We start from the raw sequence: 21,186 nt of genomic DNA, 5'->3' as shown, positions 1-21,186 counted from the left end.
TTTACCCTGTCCGCACGGATCCAGCCTGTTCCTGTTCTTGTTCCGGTTTTTGCTCCAGGGCGGGACGCTTGCCCCACTGCGGTAAACCGATCAGCACCACCGCGCTGATGATCACCGTCATCGCCAGGCACTCCGCGACACCGATGTGCTCACCGGCAAACACAATGCCCAGCATCACCGCCACGGCCGGATTGACGTACGCATAGCTGGTCGCGGCTGCCGGACGCACGTTTTTCAGCAGGTACATGTAGGCGCTGAACGCCACGATCGAACCGAACACCACCAGATACGCCAGGGCACCCCAGCCGGCCGCGCTGGGCATTTGTTGCAGATGCTCGCCGCTCAAGGCGCTGCCGATCAACAGCACGACACCGGCGACGATCATTTCCGCGGCGCTGGCCATGGGACCGGCAGGCAGTGGCAGGCTTTTGCTCCAGACCGAGCCGAATGCCCAGGAGGCTGCCGCGAAAATCACCAGCGCCGCGCCGAACGGGCTGGCTTGCAGGTTGGAGCCCATATTGAGCAGGCCGATACCGACCAGTCCGAGTGCAATCCCGGCCCATTCCAGACGCGTATTGCGATGGCCCCACAACAAACCGAACAGCAGCGTGAACAAAGGCACCACAGCCACCGCCAGCGCGGCAACACTGGATGCCACGCCCGCGTGTTCGGCCAGCGTGATGCCGCCGTTGCCGCAGGCGAGCAACAGAAAACCGATCATGCCGGCAGCCTTCCATTGCTTCCAGGTGGGTGCCGGCACGCCGCGAAAGCGCATGAAGGCGTAGAGCAGGCAGCCGGCGATCATGAACCGAACGCCTGCCAAGAGCAGCGGCGGCCAGGATTCGACGCCGATGCGAATGACCAGATAGGTCGACCCCCAGATCACATACAGCGCGAAAAAAGCGCCAATCAATAACAACGGGAAGCGATGGGGGGTCGGCATACTAGCCTCTGAATAAGTTGTCCTATGGCTGCTTATCTTATGAAAGCCCCAAGGGAAAAATAAGCAGCAAAACGTGTTTCTCAAGCCAAAAGACTTTTCAATTAACAGATGTTTGGCTTATAAACAGTGTTTTCGAAAGCTTGCGGCAGGTGCGCGATGACGCTGGATAAATACGATCGAATATTGCTCGATGCACTGCTGGAAAACGGCCGCGCGTCTTTTGCGCAACTGGCGCGGCTGGTCAACCTGTCGGCACCCGCGGTGGCCGAGCGCGTGGCCAAACTGGAGGCCTGCGGCGTGATCACCGGTTACGAGGCGAAGGTGGACATGGCCAAGGTCGGCCTGCCGATTCAATGCGTGATCGAATTGCGCCTGGCCAGTCACGGCAACCAGCAGACCTACGATGAACTGGTGCGGATCCCCGAGCTGACCCAATGCCACCGCGTCACGGGCGACCCGTGCGTGATCATGCAGGCGGCTGTCGGCTCGATGCCGGAGTTGGAGGACTTGATCAACCGCATCGCCCAGTTCGGCTTCAGCAAGACCTCCATCGTGCTGTCGACAGCGGTGGAGCGACGCATACCGCTGGGTCATCTGGAGGGCAATGGCAAAGCCGAGAAGCCCGCGCTTAAAACCCGCGTTGGCGCTTCAGAGCTTCGCTGATTTTCGCCGCAGGGACTTTTTGCAAGGTGCACAGAAACTGATGAGAAACCCCGGCAATGCCGTGGGTCTGACGTAGTTCATTAGCCAAGTGCGCCGTCAGGTTGGCTGCCATTTCCGCATCGGCCATGGCCCGGTGAGCCTTGCCAGTATGCGGTAGCTTGGCCCACGTGGTCAGGGTACCGAGCTTGTGATTCGGTGCGCCGGGCATCAAGCGTCGCGCCAGCAGCATCGAGCAGGCGAAACTTTGCTCACGGCTGCGTTGAATCCGCGACAGCTCGTAGTCCCAGAACTTCTGGTCAAAAGACGCGTTGTGCGCCACTAAAGGCGTGCTGCCGACAAATTCCGCCACTTCATGCATGACCTGCGCCGCTGGCGGTGCCGTGCGCAGCATGCTGTTGCTGATGCCGGTCAGCCCTTCGATGAACGCAGGGATACGCACCCCGGCATTCATCAGGCTTTGGTAACGCTCGACGATGCGCCCCTGCTCCATGATTACCACGGCGATTTCGGTGGCCCGGCAGCTGCTGCTGGGGGAGATACCGGTGGTTTCAAAGTCGATGACAGCAATACGTTCCAAACTTGGCCCAACCCGTCAAAAATCCAAAAACAAAAAAATCAACTCTTCAGCTGCTCAGTTTTTCAACAGCTCAGTTTCTCAGAAGCAGTGCACCTTCGATTGGCACATACCGGCTTGCAGCGCGAATCAGCGAATTGGCGGTCAATCCCGGCACGCCATAAGCGACAGCCTCGACGCCGTGCTTGCTGATGATACGTTCGAGCAGCAGATCGAAGTCGCCGTCACCGGAAGCCAGCACCACTTCATCGACGTGCGGCGCGGCGTCCATGATATCGATGGTGATCCCCACATCCCAATCGCCCTTGGCCGAGCCATCGCTGCGCTGGATGTACGGCTTGAGTTTCACGGTGAAACCGAGGTTGCGCAGGATTTGCTGAAACTGCTGTTGCTTGCTGTCACCGCGATCGATGGCATAGGCATACGCCTCGACAATCTGCCCGCGCTGGCTGATATCGGCCCACAGGGCGGCGTAATTGAAGTGGCAACCATGAGCCTGGCGCACGGTGTAATAGAGGTTCTGTACATCGGCGAACACAGCGATTTTTTTCACCGGATATCCTCATGGCGCAGGCGCGCGCGAGCTGGCAGCAACGACCCAGGAGTTGAATCGGCGCTCAGTATGCCAGCTTGGAAGAAAACGCGTGGATGCATGAAAGAGCTTTACAGACAGTAACGGCCTCTTCGCGAATGAATTCGCTCCCACATTGGATTACAGATTCCCTGTGGGAGCGAATTCATTCGCGAAGGCTGAATGTCAGGCGCAGAAGATTGGCCAGACAACAGGATATCCCCCACAGATGATTGCGCGCATCTGTGGGAGCAGGCCTGCCTGCGGCGATAAATCAGACGTAAGAATCGTCATCGTCGGAAAACCCGCTGTCATCGTTGCCGTAGTCGGTATCGGCAAACCCACCCTGGTCGTTGCCCCAGCCGTTGTCGCCACCGTTGGAGTTGTCATTGACGCGACTCGGCTCCTCCTTGATCACTTCAACTATTTCTTGCGGCTGCTGCTGGTTGTGATGGAACAGGCTGCTGATACCTTCCGCCAGCATCACACCACCGGCAACACCGGCTGCAGTCTTCAACGCGCCACCGAGAAACCCGCTGCCGATTGGTGCGGCAGGTGCTGCTTGTGGCTGCTGGTACTGACCTTGTGGCGGCTGCGCGTAGTTGCCTTGTGGCGCGTTATACGGCGGCGGGCTTGAAGGTGCAGCTTCGCGCCAGCCACCGGAAGACGGTGGCTGCGCTGCCGGCCGAGGCTGCGAGAACGAAGGCTGGGCTTGAGGCTGTGGATCGCGCGGGCTACCAAAGATGCTCGACAGGAAACCACCACCGCTCGACGCCGGAGCGGCCTGCTGGGATTGAGCCTGTTGCAGTTGGGCTTGCACTTGTTGCAGCTGAGCCTGCAGTTGCGTGACTTGCTCGGCGAGCTGCTTGCCTTGAGCATCAAGCTGCTTGATGGCTGCTTCTTGCACCAGGATCGTCTGTGTCATGTAGTACGGCACAGATGGCTGCTGGGCCAGATGCTCCTTGATCCGTGCTTCAGCCTGGGTGTCTCGGGCGGCTGAATCCGCTTCGGCTTGTCTCAATTTAGAGAAAAGACCATCGATCAGGGTTTGCTCTTCGCTGTTCATGGCGACCTCGTTAGATTGCCGTTAAAAAAACATCGGCTGACCAAAATGGGACAGCCGTTATCAATGTTATGGGGCTGATCCACGTCGTTTCAATAGAGCGCTCAAAATGTTGCTAAAGGTATCGGACAAAGTGCACGGTTGGCCCCTCATCGGCCATACGCTAAAGTGTTGCACTGCTTTTTGCCTTGCGATCCCGATTGATGAATCCGCTGACCGTTCTACAAGACTCGCTGTACTTTTTCCGGCGCAACCTGGCCAGCATTACGCTGCTGTGCCTGCCGCTGGTGGTTCTCGAGGCCTTTAGCAAACAGGCTCTCAGCAACGCGCTCGGTACCGAAGCCTCGCACGCTTACGAACTGCTTGTCGGATTACTGTTCTATCCGCTGTATACCGGCGCGCTGATTCTGTTTCTCGACGCCCGCAGTCGCAGCGAACAACCGCGAAAACGCGACCTTCTGGCCATGGCGCTGCGTCTGTGGCCGACCTTTGCCGTGCTCTCGGCCTTGAGTACGTTGCTGATCATGTTCGGCCTGTCGATGTTCATCATCCCCGGCATCTGGGTGATGATCAAACTGGTGTTTTCCGAGTACCTGCTGGTACTGCACGGCATGACGCCACTGGATGCCATGCGCGAAAGCTTCAAGATGAGCCAGGGCCATTTTCTGCGGATCCTGGCCTGCGTGTTGTGCATTTACGTGCCGTTGTCAGCACTTGAAGGTGTCAGTTTGCTCATCCTGCCGGAACCGCTGGGCATGCCGCTTTCGTTGATGATCGACAGCGCCAGCAGCTTTTTGCAGCTGTTTACCAGCGTGGTGATGTTCCGCTTGTTCATGCTGATCAGCGACGTTCCGGAAAAGCCTGAACCCTTTTGATGGTCGACTCGGCTATGCTCGGAGTCATCTTGCAACACGATTCAGTCATTGAACGTTCTGCGTTCCAAGTCGAGCCGATGACCCGATTATTGCGCTACACCTTGATTGGCCTGCTATCGATTGGCCTGCTGTGCGGCCTGATCTACAGCCTGACCTGGCATCCCGCCGCGCGCGAGGTGCTGCCGGCCATCTGCAAAGCCAAGGCGCCTGTGCTGGTGCCCGGTCAGGCGCTGAAAGTCATGACCTGGAACATTCAATACCTGGCCGGCAAGCGCTACGTGTTCTGGTACGACATGGCCGACGGCAGCGGTGAAGACGAGCGCCCCACGCCGGAAGACATCGCCTACAACCTGGACGAAGTGGTCCGGGTGATCCGCGACGAAGAGCCGGATATCGTTCTGCTGCAAGAAGTGAACGACGGCGCCAAGAACACCGATTACGACAACCAGCTTGCGCTGCTGCAAGAGCGCGTCACCGATCTGTATCCCTGCAGCTCGGAGGCGTTCTACTGGAAAGCCGACTTCATCCCGAACCCGCATGTCTTCGGCAGCGTCGGGATGAAGCTGGCGACCCTGAGTCGCTACAAAATCGAGCACGCTGAACGCCTGCAACTGCCGCAATCCCCCGCCAACCTGATCAGCCGACAGTTCCAGCCCAAACGCGCCTTGCTCGTGAGCTACTTGCCGCTGCGCGATGGCGGGCAAATGGCGGTGATCAACACGCATCTGGACGCCTTCGCGCGAAACGACGACACCCAGCAGCGTCAGGTACAGATGATTGCCGGGGTGCTCGATAAACTCGAGACTGGCGGCACGCCCTGGCTGATCGGCGGCGATTTCAATCTGTTGCCGCTGGGCCAATACCAACGGCTTGCCCCTGAGTTGCGCAGCGAATATGCGCCAGACGGTGAGTTGCATGAGTTGTGGGACAAATACCCGATGATCCCGAGCAATGCCGAAGCTGGCGGCGAGGACCGCGGGCAGTGGCTGACCCATTTCCCCAACGACCCGCGAGTCAGCGGCCCGGACCGGACACTGGATTACTTCTTCTATAGCCCGCGACTCAAACGCATCGACGCGCAAGTGCGTGAGGAGGATACCTTGCTGATCTCCAATCATTTGCCGGTGATTGCGCAGTTTTTGTTGCCGGTACAGCCTTAAGACCGCGTCGCCTCATTCGCAGGCAAGCCTGCGAAGAGGCGCCGCTATTTCCTTGGCTTGATCCGCGCCGTCGCTTCCGCCACCAATGGATCATCCGGCCAATAGTGCTTCGGATACCGCCCCTTCAAATCCTTCTTCACTTCGGCATAGGTGCTGCGCCAGAAGTTGGCCAGATCCTGGGTGACCTGCACCGGGCGTCGGGCAGGTGACAGCAGGTGCAACTTGACGATCTGCCGGCCACCCGCGATTCGCGGGGTTTCGGCCAGGCCGAACAATTCCTGCAAGCGCACGGCGAGAATCGGTGGATGCTCGCTGTAGTCGAGACGCACCGAGGAGCCTGACGGCACGCTCAAGTGATGCGGCGCCAGCTCATCCAGACGTTGCGGCAGCGGCCATGGCAACACGTTGTGCAGGATCGACGACAGGTCCAGATTGGCGAAATGGCTGAGTCGCGACACCTTGCCCAGGTACGGCAGCAACCAGCTTTCCAGGCTGGCGAGCAACGCAGCATCACGCACATCAGGCCATTCGCTGTCTGCCTGTTTTTCCAGATCGAGCTGACGCAACAGGGCAACCCGCGCCTGCCATTGGCGTAGCTCGGGGGTCCACGGCAACAGCTCCAACCCTTTACGCCGAACCAGTGCCAGCAAAGCCTGACTGCGTGCGGACTCGTCCAGACCGGTCAATGGCTCGCGACTGAGGATCAGTTCACCCACCTTGCGCTGGCGCTCGGCACGAAATACGCCTTCACGCTCGTCCCACTCCAGATAATCGAGAGCGGTCACTTGCTCGGTCAGCACTGAACCGAAGAGTGCCGGATCGAATTCCGCGGCCATATAGATGCGTTCTTCACGCTGACCCTGACGGCTGCCCAGATCGGCGATCACCAACCACGGCTGCTTCATCAAGGCATCGGCCTCAGCGAACAGCGCAGCGCGGCCATTGGCCAATCGATATTCCGCGCCGCCGGCACGCCGCTGCTGCGCCACGCGATCCGGGTAGGCCAACGCCAGCAAGGCGCCCAGCCAGCGCGGATGGTCGGGGTCACTGACCGGCGAACTCGCCGCACCGCGCTGTTTCTGTAAAAGACCTCGATACTGCCGCGCCAATTGTTTCGCCCGTTGCACCCCACCTTGAGCACCACGGGCCGCGCGCTCGGTGCCCGCCAGCAATGTCAGGCGACTGTGCAGGTCGGCACCGCCGCCACGCAGGATGTCGCGCTCGCCGAGCAAGGCCGCGACGTCACAGGCCAGCTCGCCCAGCCCCAACACCTGACCACGCAACAACAGATGCGCGATACGCGGATGAGCCGGCAGTTCAGCCATGGCCTGGCCGTGGCCGGTGAGTTTCCAGTCTTCGCCCGGTTTGTGGCTCAGCGCGCCCAAGCGGCCGAGCAAGTCTTGAGCCTGCGCATAGGCCGCAGCGGGTGGCAGGTCGAGCCACACCAATTGCGTCGGTGTGACACCCCACCGCGCCAGTTGTAGCGCGAGACCCGCCAGGTCCGCCTGGAGAATTTCTGCCGTGCCGTAGGCCGCCAATTGATCGTGCTGGGCTTCAGACCACAGGCGATAACACACGCCCGGCTCCAGCCGCCCCGCCCGACCGGCGCGCTGGGTAGCGCTGGCGCGGGAAATGCGCTGGGTATCGAGGCGGGTCATGCCGCTGCCGGGGTCGAACCGCGGCACCCGCGCCAACCCGGCGTCGATCACCACCCGCACGCCATCAATGGTCAGGCTGGTTTCGGCGATGTTGGTCGCCAACACCACTTTGCGTGTGCCACTCGGCGCAGGCTCGATGGCGGCGCGTTGGGCATTCAGGTCCAGCTCGCCGTGCAACGGGCACAGCAAAATATCGCGGCGCTCGCCCAGCGCTTCAGCCAGTTGTTGATTGACCCGGCGAATCTCGGCCTGCCCTGGCAGGAACACCAGCAGGCTGCCGGACTCATCGCCCAGCGCATCAAGTACGGTCTGTACGACCCGCGGCTCGATGAACTCACCAGGCTGAAACGCCCGTCCCCAGCGCATTTCCACCGGGAACATTCGCCCGTCACTGCGCACCACCGGCGCGTCGTCGAGCAGGCCGGACAAGCGCTCGCCTTCCAGCGTGGCCGACATCAACAATATCTTCAGCGGCTGCTCGTCACGAAACAGCCCTCGGCCATTCAGGCTCAAGGCCAGCGCCAGGTCAGCATCCAGACTGCGTTCATGGAACTCATCGAAAATCAGCAGACCGACGCCTTCCAGCGCCGGATCGTCCTGTAAGCGGCGAGTGAGAATACCTTCGGTGACCACCTCGATCCGGGTAGTGGGGCCGACTTTGCTTTCCAGACGGATCCGGTAGCCAACGGTTTCGCCGACTTTTTCGCCCAACTCGCTGGCCAGCCGCTCAGCCGCCGCCCGCGCCGCCAACCGGCGTGGTTCCAGCATCAAAATGGTCTGCCCGACCAGCCACGGCTCCTGCAACAAGGCCAACGGCACGCGCGTGGTTTTACCCGCGCCCGGTGGCGCTTCGAGCACCGCTTCGTGGCGCGTCGCCAAGGCATCGCGCAAGGCAGGCAGGACAGCATCGATCGGCAAAGAAATCATGGGGGCTCCAGAACAAGCGGCCGATTATACGAGGGTCGCGAACGCTTTGTTGATCGCACTAAGGACCACTGCAATAGTCTTAGCTATGAAGCATTTGCCTTGTATAGTTGTGCCCATCATTCAGGAGATCGTTATGCGCATTCCTTCCCGTGTAATCGGCGGCGTTCTGGTCGCTGCCTTGCTGACTCAAATGACCGCTTGCGGCAGCATCTTCTACCCTGATCGTCGCGGCCAGATTGATGGCCACCTCGATCCGGTGATCGTCGCCCTGGATGCCATTGGCCTGTTGTTCTACATCATTCCCGGCCTGATCGCCTTTGGCGTCGATTTCACCACCGGCGCGATCTACTTCCCCAACGGCCGCACCTCGCAGGTCGACCCGGCAAAACTGCAGCCAGCAATCAAGGCTGACGGCAGCGTCGACAACAGCAAGCTGCAAGTCATCCTCGAAAGTGAATTGGGCCGCAGCTTGCCACTCAATGATCCACGCCTGATCCAACACCGCGGCAGCGTACAACAATTGGCGATGTACGGACTGCAACCGTCCGCCTGATCCACCTAAAGGAATACCCATGACCACCAGCCCAGAACACGAACGCCTGTTGCGTCTGGCGACCCGCGCTTCGCTGGCAGTCGCAAGCATCCTGATCGTCGCCAAAGGCATCGCCTGGTGGCTGAGTGGCTCGGTCAGCCTGCTCGCCGGGTTGACCGACTCGGCGCTCGATGGCGCAGCGTCGTTCCTCAATTTGCTGGCCGTGCATTACGCGTTGCGTCCGGCCGATGATGACCACCGTTACGGGCACGGCAAGGCCGAAGCGCTGTCAGGCATCGCCCAATCGCTGTTCATCGCCGTGAGTGCGGTACTGATCGCCTATCAAGCCGTCGAACGAATTCTGCATCCGCAGCCCTTGGGCGCACCGGGCGTGGGGATTGCGGTGATGCTGTTGTCGATCGCGCTGACCGTGGCGCTGTTGATGCTGCAACACAAGGTCATCCGCGAAACCGGCTCGACAGCCATTCGCGCAGACTCGCTGCATTACCGCTCTGACCTGCTGCTCAACGGCAGCATCCTGGTGGCGCTGATCCTTGCCGTGTTCGGCTGGCAGCAACTGGATGCGTATTTTGGTCTGGCGATCGCCGTATACATTTTGTGGAGCGCGATCCAGATCGCCGGCGAAACCGTATCGGTGCTAATGGATGAAGAGCTTCCGGTGGAGGTCAGTCAGCGCATGCTGGAACTGGCGTGCGGTGTGCCTGGCGTACTCGGTGCCCATGATCTGCGTACGCGGATATCCGGTAACCACTGGTTCGTTCAGTTGCACCTGGAACTACCGGGGCATTTGACGCTGTCCGTTGCCCACGCCCTGTGTGATCGCGCAGCCGATGCCATCCACAGTGAGTTCCCGAAGGCCGAAGTGCTGGTGCACGCCGACCCTCAGGAAGTGCTCAAGTCAGCCGTCAGTTGACGGCTGCTTGTAGTGGGCGCCGCGCTTAATTGACACCGCTTTTAATTAACGCTATAGCCGCGACTGGCCAGACAGGCGCCCATCGAACGCCGGTAGATGTCCGCGACCGAGGCCGGAGGCGCGTAGGCCGAAGCTGACGGGTCGAAGCCACTTTGGTTCACCGCCCACATGTGGCAGTCATACATGTCCTGCTGTTGCTGCTCTGGGCCCTGGCCGTTGGCCGGGTAAGCCACCGGGTCATAACCGTTGCCCGGCGCCTGCTGCGGTGGCGAGTCTGGCGTATAGATCGGTTCGACACCTTGCGGTGGTTCAGAGACCACATAGTCCTGAGTATCTTGCTGATACAGGTAGTAAGTGCCCGCCGCGACGAAGAACAGCGTACCGCCCAGCCAGACTTCTTGCGAAAACGACGGCAATTCGCGAACCCGAATCCCACGCGGCGGCTCCACTATCACATAGCGCGGGCCTTGTGGGCGGTACCAGTAACCACCGGAATAGAAATAGTCCCGTCCATGCCAGCCAACGCGTGAATGCCCGCCGGGCATTCTGTCGATCACATAACCGGGGCGGTACCTCGGGCCTGAGCCCCAACCATTGCCATGCCCGTCTGGTCGACCTTGCCAGTGGTCATTGCCAGGTCGACCGTCGCCACCACCGGGGCGCGGCGATGGACCACCCTGCCAGTGTTGATTCGGGTTGTTGGCCTGACGAGGATTGTCCTGGTAATTGCCCTGACGAGGCTGCTGGGTTTGCCGCACTTCATCGGGACGACCCTGGATTGGCAGGTTGTGCTGCTGTTGCTGCATCTGCTGCTGGCGTTGCTGTTCTTGCTGCTGACGCTGTTGTTGTTGCACCTGCTGCTGACGCTGCTGATCTTGCTGCTGGTGCTGTTGTTGCACCTGCTGCTGACGCTGCTGATCTTGCTGCTGGTGCTGTTGTTGCACCTGCTGCTGACGCTGCTGATCTTGCTGCTGGTGCTGTTGTTGCGGCACCTGCTGCTGGCGTTGCTGTTCTTGCTGCTGGTGCTGTTGTTGCTGCACCTGTTGCTGGCGTTGCTGTTCTTGCTGCTGGTGCTGTTGTTGCTGCACCTGTTGCTGGCGTTGCTGTTCTTGCTGCTGGTGCTGTTGTTGCTGCACCTGCTGCTGACGCTGCTGTTCTTGCTGCTGGTGCTGTTGTTGTTGCACCTGCTGCTGACGCTGCTGATCTTGCTGCTGGTGCTGTTGTTGCTGCACCTGCTGCTGACGCTGCTGTTCTTGCTGCTGGTGCTGTTGTTGTTGCACCTGCTGCTGACGCTGCTGATCTTGCTGCTGGCGTTGTTGTTGCTGCACCTGCTGCTGACGTTGCTGATCTTGTTGCTGGCGTTGTTGTTGCTGCACCTGCTGCTGACGTTGCTGATCTTGCTGCTGGTGCTGTTGTTGTTGTTGCTGTTGTTGCTGCTGCTGATGTTGCTGACGCTGGTGTTCGTCGCCTTGCCCATCATTTTGGTTTTCCGCCAGCACCTGAGCGCTGACACTCAAACACAGCAAACTAACACCTGCCAAACGCCAGATGCGCGATTTCATGCTTTCCTCACTGTGGTGCAAATGCCCATTAATAAACCAAACTGCTTTTTTTGGATGCGCTAGGAGCAGCACTCTACCAGCCCATTCGACCTGACAACTCATTCGACACTGCGCGGGCACTTTTGGTTGACGCGCACGCAATAAAAAAAGGGAGCCTGATGGCCCCCTTTTGGGAATTTCGTCCGTGCTCAACGCTTTTGACGTCGGCTCACCTCACGCCGTCTTCTGGACAGTGTGTAGCCCGGGGGCCTGCCCAACCCTGTTGGGTTGGCGGCCGCAGCTGACCTGATTCGGAGAGCCGCGCTGGACGCTATGTCCGGGCAGTGATTCTGGTGTTAAGAATAAGCCTGAGGCAGCGGCAGTGGATTGCTAATACTGCTCAATAAAACATCACTTGCGCAATTTTTAACTTCAGATTAATAATTCAGCGCAATAGATCTCGTAAAGGCGCGACCAGTGAGCAAACTCGATAGATATGACCTGAGTATTTTGGCCGAACTGCAACGGGACGCGCGCATCTCCAATCAGGAATTGGCCGAGCGCATCGGCTTGTCGCCTTCGCCTTGCTCACGACGGGTCAAACAGCTGGAGGACGACGGTTACATTTCTCGTCAGGTCGCCCTGCTAGACCGTAAAAAGCTCGGCCTGAGCCTGACGGCCTACGTGCTGATCGGCATGGACCGACACACCCCTGAGCGTTTCGAGCATTTCGAACAGCAGATTCGCAACCTGCCTCAGGTGCTGGAATGCAGCCTGGTGACCGGGATGGACGCCGACTATCAGCTAAAGGTCGTAGTGCCAGACATGGACCATTATCAGAAACTGCTGCTGGGCCATCTGACCCGCATCGAAGGCGTCACCAGTGTACGTTCAAGCTTTGTGCTCAATCAGGTGCTGGCCACCACCGAGCTACCGTTGACCCACCTGCGCAGTTAAGGTGATACGCGGGGTCCCGGACTTCCCGTATAATCGCCGCGCATTGCTGCCTGGCTGGAGATAACTGATGAATGTGGATCCTGCGGTTTTTGAAGAGTGGATGATGACGATCCTCGTTACCATCCTGGTCGGTTTCATGGGCTTTATCGTCTGGGATCTGGCGAAAAAATCCAAGGCCGGCAAATTCGGCACCATGATTCTGTTCTTCGTACTAGGGCTGGGCATCATGGCTTTCGTGATCAAAAGCGTAGTGATTGCGTACATCGAAGCCTGATTCCGCCACAAGCTCATGACTGACCTGCCCCCACAGGGGCTCAGAGTCACAACTTCGCTGGCACTTCCCGCCATTGCCCCTGATCCAGCCCTTCGATGCTCCAGTCGCCGATGCGCACGCGCACCAGCCGCAACGTTGGCAGACCGACTGCAGCGGTCATGCGGCGAACCTGGCGGTTGCGGCCTTCCTTGATCACCAACTCCAGCCAGCTGGTCGGGATGCTCTGGCGAAAACGCACCGGTGGGTTACGCGGCCATAGATCCGGCTCGGCCAACTGACGCGCTTGTGCGGGCAAGGTAGGGCCATCGTTCAGCTCGACACCGTCACACAGACGCTGCAACTGCTCAGCCGTCGGCTCGCCTTCGACCTGTACCCAATAGGTCTTGGCCAGCTTGTGTTTGGGGTCAGCGATCCGAGCCTGCAACCGGCCATCGTTGGTCAGCAGCAACAACCCTTCACTGTCACGGTCCAGCCGCCCGGCCGGGTAAATGCCGGGGATCTCGATGAAGTCCTTGAGCGTCGCCCGCCCTTCGCCGTCGCTGAATTGCGTCAGCACATCGAACGGTTTGTTGAACAGAATCAGCTTGGGTTCGGCAGGTGGGGCTTTGGCCACGCGTCGTGCAGGGCCTGAGCTTTGAGCCGCAGGACGGCGAGTGACGGGGCGTTGAGTACGAGGCATGACTATTCAGTATTCGAAAACAGAAAGGGCCACTTTAGTGGCCCTTCGCGTAAATGACTACCAACCGAACAATTAACGGAACGGCGGCTCATCGAAGCTGCGCAGTTTGCGTGAGTGCAGCGAGTTGAGCTGGGTACGCAGCAGGTCGACTGCGGCGATACCAATTTTCAGATGCTGACTGACCGCGCGCTCGTAGAACGCGTTGGCCGAGCCGGGCAGCTTGATTTCGCTGTGCAAGGGCTTGTCCGAAACACAAAGCAACGTGCCGTACGGTACCCGCAAGCGATAACCCTGGGCGGCGATGGTGCCGCTTTCCATGTCCACCGCGACGGCCCGCGAAAGGTTGATCAGCGGCCGTTCCTGAGCCCAGCGCAATTCCCAGTTACGGTCGTCGTAAGTCAGGACGGTACCGGTGCGCAGCCTTTTTTTCAGTTCGTCGCCGCGCTCGCCCGTCACCTGTGCTGCGGCTTCATGTAACGCGAGCTGCACTTCGGCCAAGGCCGGAATCGGAATATTCGGCGGCAAGACCCGGTCCAGAATCCCGTCGCGGCGCATATAGGCGTGGGCCAGTACGTAATCGCCAATGGTCTGCGATTGGCGCAGGCCGCCGCAGTGACCGATCATCAGCCAGCAATGCGGGCGCAGTACAGCCAAGTGATCAGTGATGTTCTTGGCGTTGGATGGGCCGACACCGATATTGATCAAGGTCACGCCATGACCGTCAGACGCAATCAGGTGATAAGCCGGCATTTGATAACGATGCCAGACCACGCCGGCAACAATCGCCTGCGCTTCGCCGTGATCCATACCCTTATCCACCACCACGTTGCCCGGCAGGACCATGCGCACGAAACGCGGGTCGTCGCGCAGTTGTTCCAGACCGTGGACGATGAACTGATCGACATAGCGATGGTAGTTGGTCAGCAAAATCCACGGCTGCACATGACGCCAATCGCTGCCGGTGTAATGCACCAACCGGCGCAGGGAGAAATCCACCCGCGCGGCGTCGAACAATGCCAGAGGCAGTGGGTCGGTGTTGGCCCAGTCATACAGGCCATCAGCGATGCCATCGGTCGCGGCAGACAGGTCAGTGCTCGGAAATACCCGCGCCAGCGCAGCCGCAGTCACGCCGGAGCCGGCCAGCTCATCGCCCTGCTCGACCACGTAGGGATAAGGAATGTCCTGCTCACTGACACCCACTTCCACCGTGACGGTGAAGTCGTTCATCAACGGCACCAATTGCTCGAGCAAATAGCTGCGAAAGGACAACGGATGCGTCACGGTGACGCTGTAAGTGCCAGGCAACTGGACTTTGGCGTAGGCCCGGGTCGTCAGGGGCACTTCGCCCTGGCAGAGATAGGTCAGGCGCAATTCCGGGTAGCGGAACAATTTACGCTCAGCCGCATCGGGCTCGATACGGTCTTTGAGATAACGCTTGAGCGCCTGGCTCAAGGCACTCGTTGCGCGCTCATGCAAAACGGCAAGCCGGTCTACAGCTTGCTCGGCGGTTTCAACGACAATAAAAGCTTCGGTCACGATACGCATCCTGTCTGATCTTGCAGACTTGTATCTTGCCTGCATCGTCGGACGAAGGCACTAATGGCTTTTTCAGACAGACCCATCAAGCCATTCGCAGGCAAGCCTGCTCCCACATTAAATGAGGTGTTCACAACATTTGCGGTAGTCACAAATCCTATGGGAGGCCTCGCCGCGTCTTCGACGCCGCGCTGTCGCGCAGCAAACTCGGTCGCGATTCTGCCCGGAGGGCGTAGGAGCTGACTTGTCTGCGAAAAGGGCCGAAGGACCTTCCGACGATGGTGGATTCACCATTTTTGCCAGCGCTTCGCACTGGATCGCAGACAAGTCAGCTCCTACAGGGGGTCAGCGTTAGGCTGAAAATTGCATAAAAATTATGCTTTATTTTCAATGATTTATGCGTTGTTTGAATCGGGTCGAGGTAACGGGACTAGCCCGTTACCCCTCCCACACCACCGGACGTGCGGTTTTCCGCATCCGGCGGTTGGACTGCTCAGCATTGTGCTGAGGCGAGATCCTGCGCGGTGATCAGGCCATATTGCTTCAAGCGTTTGTTGTTCAAGGCTTGGTGCATGGCCGGATGTGCCGCCGCTTTCCAAGCTCCGTCGTGAAAACTCACTCGCGCAAGCCCTCGTTTCGAGATGCCCATCTTCAGCAGTTGGGCCATACGACCCTTGCGGTTATGCCACCGCTGCCAAAAGCACTTGCGCATGTGGCGCCGCGTCCATTGTGAGAGCTGCGTGAAGTTTCGCTCCGTGGCCAGCCGGAAATAACCAAACCAGCCAAGAAGATAACCTCTCCATTGCTCAACCAGTTCCCGGGAGGTGAGTCCCTGTCTGGCTGACCAACATTCACGAACGCGTTTGCGGTATCGTTTGACCGTCCTGCCCGACAGGTGATTGTTGCCTTCCTCGTCGATCAGATAACCCAGAAAATCGCGTTCCCAAGGACGACCCGTGCCGCTCTTGCTGGCATTGACCTTCAGCTTCAGGTGTTTCTCGATCCACGCCACGATGCTTTCCAGTATTCGCTCTGCGCTGCGCTCGCTTTCGACAAAGATCATCAGGTCGTCTGCATAGCGACAGAAGCTCAGCCCTCGAGTTTCCAGCTCCTTGTCCAGCGGGTCCAGATACAGATTGGCCAGCAGCGGACTCAGCGGACCACCTTGCGGTACGCCCGCCGTGCGTTTGTGCCGCTGGCCGTTCAGGACCATGTCCGCGCGCAGGTTCGACGCCAGATACTTGTTCAGCCGCTTGTCCCGGATGTCGCGGGTGATGCGCGTCATGAGTCGGTCGTGATTGACCTCGTCAAAGAACGCTTCAATGTCCACATCGACAACCCAGGTCTTGCCGCTGAGCACGAAGTCTTTCGCCGCCCTGATCGCGTCAAGGTTGCTGCGCCCGGGCCTGAACCCGTAGCTGTGCTCACTGAAACCACCGTCCCAAAGCTTCGTCAGTTGCTGGCTTACCGCTTGCTGGATCACTCGATCCTGCGTGTTGGGAATCCCCAGCAGCCGTTCTCCGCCTTGGGGTTTGCCGATCGTTTTACCCCTGATCGGACCGGGCTGGTAGCTCCCGGCCAGAAGCTTTTCCTTGATGCCCGGCCAATGCTTGACCAAGTGCGCTTCGAGGTCTTCAGTGCTAATACCGTCAACCCCGGGCGCACCTTTGTTGGCCCGGACTTTCTTGAACGCACGGCGCATGTTGTCAGCCTCGACAACCTGCTCCACGCTGATTTCGCTCAACACGTCTCCAGTTTCCTGTTCCGTCTGACACATCACTCGCTCTTTCCTTTCATTAGTTCTCCGGGATCCACCCGGGCATTCATGTCCGGCCAACCCGTCGGTGTCACTGCACTTTTCCGGGTTCGGTTTCAAAGAGCTCTGGCTCAATGTAAGAAGTCCATTACGGGTGTTGTTTATCCTTCGGCCCTTTGCTCCAAGCGCATTACCGCTCATCTTCGCTACTACGGCCTCTGCTGACTTCTCGCTCACTGACGTGTGCGAGATCTCCCCGGGTAAGGTGCCAAAACCATCGGCCCGTGCCGTCAGGCTCTACTGAATGCGTCTTTCGGTGACAGTCGGATTTCGTGGTTCCCAGCACACTAATCGCCCGCATCCAGCCTCGCTGCCTGTTCGTGTTCCTACGGTCGTGCCTTTGCTACGCGCTTCTTTCAGCTTGGCCTCACGGCGTCCACCTTGCGTTTCACTACAGTTGTCGTCACTTACTCTGGCCATCGCTTTCAGATGGCTGGTTTTGGCCCATGCCGGGCACACTGGGAGCAGGCTTGCCTGCGAATGGTCACCTGACTTGAGGTGAAGACCGCGCCACCAATGCCACAACATCGACACCGCGAGGCAACGCACCATAGACCCGGCCCGTCGATGCCAGTCGGCTGCTGATAAACCCGTCACTGACGCTGGCATTGCCGGCTTCGAGCAGTAATTTGGCCTGCAAGGCGATGGCGATATCTTCGGTCAGTTGCCGAGCGCGGTACTGGATGTCGCGGGTGTCCTTGAACGCAGTTTTAAGATGCGCGATGTGCCCGGCCAGCCGTTTGTCGCCGTGACCGTCACCCAACTCGTCGAATAACGCATCCAGCACGCCCGGCTCTTTGGACAACGCCCGCAATACGTCCAGGCATTGCACATTGCCGGAGCCTTCCCACGTCGAGTTGACCGGTGCCTCGCGGTACAAACGCGGCAGAATGCTCTCTTCGACGTAACCGGCACCGCCCATGCACTCGGCCGCTTCGTTGATCATCGCAGGGGCGCGCTTGCAGATCCAATACTTGCCCACCGCCGTGACCAAACGGGCGAAGCGGCCTTCTTGCGAGTCTTCGAGATGATCCAGCGCGCCCCCCATGCGCATCGTCAGGGCCAGTGCGGCTTCGCTTTCCAGCGCCAGATCGGCCAGTACGTTTTGCATCAGCGGTTGCTCGCTGAGTACACGGCCTCCGACACTGCGATGCGCACAGTGATGTGCCGCCTGGGTCAGGGCCTGACGCATCAAGGCGCTGGAGCCGACCATGCAATCGAAACGGGTCATGGCCACCATTTCGATGATGGTTGGTACGCCACGCCCTTCTTCGCCGATCATCCAGGCCAGCGCGCCACGGAACTCGACTTCGCTGGACGCATTGGAGCAGTTGCCCAGCTTGTTCTTCAGGCGCTGGATGTAGAACTGGTTGCGGCTGTCATCCGGCCGATGGCGTGGCAGGAGGAAGCAGGTCAGGCCATTTTCGGTTTGTGCCAGGGTCAGAAACGCATCGCACATCGGCGCCGAGCAGAACCATTTATGCCCGACCAACTCATACGCCTGACCCGGCCCTGTCGCGCCCACCGGATAGGCCCGCGTGGTATTGGCGCGCACGTCGGTGCCGCCCTGTTTCTCGGTCATCGCCATGCCGATGGTCACACCGGCCTTATGGCTGATGCCGACATTGCGCGGATCGTATTCGGTGGCGAGGATTTTCGGTAACCAGATGTCAGCCAGATCAGGCTGAATTTTCAGCGCCGGCACGCTGGCGAAGGTCATGGTCAGCGGACAACCGCTGCCCGCTTCGGCCTGACTGTGCAGGTAGCTCATGGCGGCGCGGGCGACATGGGCGCCGGGCTTCGGATCGGTCCATGGTAAGGACGGCAGACCATGCTCGACTGCCGTACGCATCAGTTCGTGATAGGCCGGATGAAACTCCACCAGATCGATGCGATGCCCGTAGCGGTCATGGCTGACGAACACCGGTTTGTTCTGGTTGGCGAGAAACCCTGCGGCCATCAGCGGTCCACCGGCCAGCGCGCCATAGGTGTCGATCCGCGATTGCGCCCAACCGGCGCCGTAACGTTGCGACCACTCTTGTAGCGGCAAGTCGACGCGGTACAGGTTGACGCCATCCAGAGAAGGCGGCTGGTTGGTGACTTCGTGGGTCTCGGCGAACTGATGCAGGTTCATAAGAGCGCTCCTGTCTTCTCGGACGCGCCAAAGGACACGCCCATGAAGTTCAGTGAATCACGCACACCACCCTTTACAAAGTGCCATATACGACTAAATACCGGCACTTTCACCCTAGGGTCAACTCACTCACGCCACTGACCGTGAGTCGCGGGCGATCTACGTTGCGGCTCAGCCTCGCAGCGGAGTAGTTCAATGCTGAGCCGGAAGCAACTGCCGCGCCCCGGTTCGGACTGATGACTCAAGCTGCCGCTCATCAATTCGACCAATTGCCGGCAGATCGCCAGACCGATGCCCAGGCCACCGTACTCGCGGGTCATGGAGCCATCGACCTGGAAAAAAGTCTGGTACAAGGTCGCGTCATCAAGACGACTAAAGCCAATACCGCTGTCGATCACCTCGATCAGCAGGTGCTGTTTTTCCAAATCGTCGGACTGGCCAGTGACCCGAACGGTAATTCCACCTGCCCTGGTGAACTTGACCGCGTTATCCAGCAGGCACCCCACGCACTGCTGCAATTTGCCGACATCACCCAGCCAGCTATCGGGTAGCTTTTCGTCCAGTTCGATGGCGAAATCCAGACGCTTGGCCTCGGCCGCGCTGATGTACTGGCTACGAAGACTGGCAATCAGACGACGCAAACTGAACGGTTCACTCGTGGCGTAAAGCTTGCCGGCCTGCAATTCAGTCAGCGTCAGAATGCCGTTGACCATGCCCATCATGTCCTGAGCGGAGCTGGCGGCGGTTTGTTGATAAAGCTCCAGCTCGCTGTCCATCGGCACCGTTTGCATCAACTCCAGCGAACCGATCACACCGTTCATTGGCGTGCGCAGTTCATGGGTCAGGGTGGCGAGGAACTCGTCTTTCAATCGGTTACTGGTCGCCAACTGCTGGTTCAGACGCTCGAGGTTTTGCCCCGCTTCGAGAAGGGTTTGCGCCTGTTGCTCGCGCATCACGTTGATCCGGTCACCCAACGCCAGCGACAGCAGCGCCATTTCCAGCACCGAGCCGATCTGGCTGGAATACATGGTCAGGAAATTATTAGGCAGATAGCCCAGCAGCATGAACGCATTGATCAGACCACCCGTCAGGAACACTGACCAGGCGATGATGAAATAACGCGCCACGCGCAGTCCACGCAGCCCGGCAATGATGCCGCTGGAGACCATAACCAGGGTAAACAACAGCACCAGGGCTGTCGCCAACCGCAACGCTAAACCGTCGTCCGTTGCCAGCGCCAACACCATGACCACCGCAGCAAAGGCCATCATCAACAACAACGAACGATCGAGCCAGCGCCCCAAGACAGGGGTCTGTAAAAAATGCCGGGAAAACTGGCTGGCGAAGAACACCGCCGCGCCCACCAGAAAAGGGGTCGCCGCGCTCGCCCACCACGGGTTGTTCGGCCAGAGAAATTCGACGCCCGCGCCATTCACCGACACCTGATACAGCCCGAACGAGGCGATATAAAGCATGTAATACAAGTAACTGGTGTCACGTACGCTGAGGAAAATGAACAGGTTGTAGACCAGCATCCCCAACAACATGCCGTAGATCAGCCCCAGCACATAGATGCGTGCAGGTTGCGCTTCGATATAAGCGTGGGAGGACCAGAGCGTGAGCGGCGCCTGCATCGAGCCATGAGTGGCCAGGCGCAAGTAAAGCGTCTGCACCTGATTGGCCGGCAGATTCAGATCGAAAAGGAAGTTGTTCTGTTTAATCTGGCGACTGGAGAAAGGCAGCATACGCCCGGTCTGCCAGGCCATTCGAAAACGCCCCGAGTCGTCGGCAGTGTAGAGATCGACGCGGCCCATGGGCGGATAGCCCAATTCCAGCAACCAGTCCGGCCGCACCTGCGCAAACTTGGGCCGAAATTGCAGGTCCACTTTCAACCAGAACGCCGAACGCGAATAGCCAGCGTTGAGGGTGTCGGCGCCCTGCTCGTGAAAGCGGGCCGCCATGGCCGGGGCGCTGACCTGATCGATGGTCGCCTCCCCCGTCACGTCCTCGAACACCTGCACGGCCCGCCCCAATGACAAGGAGCGGGTGTTCTCGTCAAATTCGATGGCACTGGCCAAAAGAGGCAACCAGGCGACCAGCATTATCAGCAAATAGCGCATACAGCCCCGGTATGGCCTGTCCGGCTGGTCGCAAAGCCTCCTTTCCCTTTGAGACGACGTCAGCTCGCAGATCCTGTTATTGGTATGGAATTACTTAAGCCCGGTTTCAAACCGACTGCCATTGTGACGATGTTTTTTGACACGTTGATTAGCTGCCCCGACAACTAAAGCCCCCATCAACCTGAGCGATCGGCCAGTGGCACTGAGCATAGCGGCGAATGGCCATAGG

Annotated in this window: 19 protein-coding genes; 8 read left to right on the top strand and 11 right to left on the bottom strand. The window is 59.3% G+C overall.

Features of this window, described 5'->3' with window-relative positions:
• Position 1: 1 nt before the first annotated feature.
• Positions 2–943: a drug/metabolite exporter YedA gene (gene yedA / locus AC1MEE_RS29075; protein WP_480412873.1), complete on the bottom strand. Its 942-nt coding sequence runs from the start codon at positions 941–943 to the stop codon at positions 2–4.
• 162 nt (positions 944–1,105) lie between these two features.
• Between yedA and AC1MEE_RS29070 the strand changes: the two genes are divergently transcribed.
• Complete coding sequence (locus tag AC1MEE_RS29070; RefSeq protein ID WP_480416372.1) at positions 1,106–1,606, top strand: Lrp/AsnC family transcriptional regulator; 501 nt, start codon at positions 1,106–1,108, stop codon at positions 1,604–1,606.
• Here the strand turns inward: AC1MEE_RS29070 and AC1MEE_RS29065 are convergent.
• The 3 genes from AC1MEE_RS29065 to AC1MEE_RS29055 all read right to left on the bottom strand — a co-directional run bounded on the left by AC1MEE_RS29065 (position 1,572) and on the right by AC1MEE_RS29055 (position 3,817).
• Positions 1,572–2,183 carry a 3'-5' exonuclease gene (locus AC1MEE_RS29065; protein ID WP_480412872.1) on the bottom strand — a complete coding sequence of 204 codons (612 nt, stop codon included), beginning with the start codon at positions 2,181–2,183 and terminating at the stop codon, positions 1,572–1,574. The two genes, AC1MEE_RS29070 and AC1MEE_RS29065, sit on opposite strands and share 35 nt — an antisense overlap.
• A 70-nt stretch (positions 2,184–2,253) precedes the next feature.
• Positions 2,254–2,733, bottom strand: a complete 480-nt coding sequence (locus AC1MEE_RS29060; RefSeq protein ID WP_480412871.1) for an NYN domain-containing protein — start codon at positions 2,731–2,733, stop codon at positions 2,254–2,256.
• Positions 2,734–3,025: 292 nt separating this feature from the next.
• Complete coding sequence (locus tag AC1MEE_RS29055; RefSeq protein WP_480412870.1) at positions 3,026–3,817, bottom strand: DUF2076 domain-containing protein; 792 nt, start codon at positions 3,815–3,817, stop codon at positions 3,026–3,028.
• A 200-nt stretch (positions 3,818–4,017) separates the two neighbouring features.
• On the opposite strand from AC1MEE_RS29055, the gene AC1MEE_RS29050 reads away from it, so the two are divergent.
• Both AC1MEE_RS29050 and AC1MEE_RS29045 read left to right on the top strand, forming a co-directional pair.
• Positions 4,018–4,689: a YciC family protein gene (locus tag AC1MEE_RS29050; RefSeq protein WP_480412869.1), complete on the top strand. Its 672-nt coding sequence runs from the start codon at positions 4,018–4,020 to the stop codon at positions 4,687–4,689.
• A gap of 26 nt (positions 4,690–4,715) precedes the next feature.
• Positions 4,716–5,849: an endonuclease/exonuclease/phosphatase family protein gene (locus AC1MEE_RS29045; RefSeq protein WP_480416371.1), complete on the top strand. Its 1,134-nt coding sequence runs from the start codon at positions 4,716–4,718 to the stop codon at positions 5,847–5,849.
• A 44-nt stretch (positions 5,850–5,893) separates the two neighbouring features.
• On the opposite strand, the gene hrpB is transcribed toward AC1MEE_RS29045, so the two are convergent.
• Entirely contained in the window at positions 5,894–8,434 is a 2,541-nt protein-coding gene (hrpB, locus tag AC1MEE_RS29040; RefSeq protein ID WP_480412868.1) for an ATP-dependent helicase HrpB, read from the bottom strand.
• 133 nt (positions 8,435–8,567) lie between these two features.
• Between hrpB and AC1MEE_RS29035 the strand changes: the two genes are divergently transcribed.
• The gene (locus AC1MEE_RS29035; protein WP_480412867.1) at positions 8,568–8,987 is read left to right on the top strand and encodes a polyribonucleotide nucleotidyltransferase; all 420 of its coding nucleotides are present in this window, start codon (positions 8,568–8,570) and stop codon (positions 8,985–8,987) included.
• 19 nt (positions 8,988–9,006) lie between these two features.
• On the top strand, positions 9,007–9,900 hold the full coding sequence (locus AC1MEE_RS29030; RefSeq protein ID WP_480412866.1) for a cation diffusion facilitator family transporter: 894 nt from the start codon (positions 9,007–9,009) through the stop codon (positions 9,898–9,900).
• 41 nt (positions 9,901–9,941) lie between these two features.
• Here AC1MEE_RS29030 and AC1MEE_RS29025 read toward each other — a convergent pair whose 3' ends face one another.
• Entirely contained in the window at positions 9,942–11,084 is a 1,143-nt protein-coding gene (locus tag AC1MEE_RS29025; protein WP_480412865.1) for a DUF6515 family protein, read from the bottom strand.
• Between AC1MEE_RS29025 and AC1MEE_RS29020 the strand changes: the two genes are divergently transcribed.
• From AC1MEE_RS29020 to AC1MEE_RS29010, 3 genes are all read left to right on the top strand, one after another.
• Positions 11,028–11,525: a hypothetical protein gene (locus tag AC1MEE_RS29020; RefSeq protein ID WP_480412864.1), complete on the top strand. Its 498-nt coding sequence runs from the start codon at positions 11,028–11,030 to the stop codon at positions 11,523–11,525. The genes AC1MEE_RS29025 and AC1MEE_RS29020 overlap by 57 nt on opposite strands.
• Before the next feature lie 393 nt (positions 11,526–11,918).
• Positions 11,919–12,398 (top strand): Lrp/AsnC family transcriptional regulator, encoded by a 480-nt coding sequence (locus AC1MEE_RS29015; RefSeq protein WP_480412863.1) that lies wholly within the window; start codon positions 11,919–11,921, stop codon positions 12,396–12,398.
• 73 nt (positions 12,399–12,471) lie between these two features.
• Complete coding sequence (locus AC1MEE_RS29010; RefSeq protein ID WP_480416370.1) at positions 12,472–12,672, top strand: DUF2788 domain-containing protein; 201 nt, start codon at positions 12,472–12,474, stop codon at positions 12,670–12,672.
• A gap of 46 nt (positions 12,673–12,718) precedes the next feature.
• On the opposite strand, the gene AC1MEE_RS29005 is transcribed toward AC1MEE_RS29010, so the two are convergent.
• The 5 genes from AC1MEE_RS29005 to AC1MEE_RS28985 all read right to left on the bottom strand — a co-directional run bounded on the left by AC1MEE_RS29005 (position 12,719) and on the right by AC1MEE_RS28985 (position 20,957).
• Positions 12,719–13,285, bottom strand: coding sequence for a pseudouridine synthase (locus tag AC1MEE_RS29005; protein WP_480416369.1), 567 nt, complete (start codon positions 13,283–13,285; stop codon positions 12,719–12,721).
• A gap of 138 nt (positions 13,286–13,423) precedes the next feature.
• Complete coding sequence (amn, locus tag AC1MEE_RS29000) at positions 13,424–14,932, bottom strand: AMP nucleosidase (protein ID WP_480412862.1); 1,509 nt, start codon at positions 14,930–14,932, stop codon at positions 13,424–13,426.
• A 448-nt stretch (positions 14,933–15,380) separates the two neighbouring features.
• On the bottom strand, positions 15,381–16,664 hold the full coding sequence (ltrA, locus tag AC1MEE_RS28995) for a group II intron reverse transcriptase/maturase (RefSeq protein WP_480410657.1): 1,284 nt from the start codon (positions 16,662–16,664) through the stop codon (positions 15,381–15,383).
• Positions 16,665–17,187: 523 nt separating this feature from the next.
• A complete protein-coding gene (locus AC1MEE_RS28990) occupies positions 17,188–18,837 on the bottom strand; it encodes an acyl-CoA dehydrogenase family protein (protein WP_480412861.1) in 1,650 nt (549 codons plus the stop codon).
• Between the two features lie 125 nt (positions 18,838–18,962).
• Positions 18,963–20,957 carry a sensor histidine kinase gene (locus tag AC1MEE_RS28985; protein WP_480412860.1) on the bottom strand — a complete coding sequence of 665 codons (1,995 nt, stop codon included), beginning with the start codon at positions 20,955–20,957 and terminating at the stop codon, positions 18,963–18,965.
• Positions 20,958–21,186: the final 229 nt, after the last annotated feature.

Source organism: Pseudomonas sp. ASL3 (genome assembly GCF_056680425.1).
The sequence above is the reverse complement of the archived record's forward strand: the minus strand, read 5'-3'. Positions and strand labels throughout refer to the sequence as shown.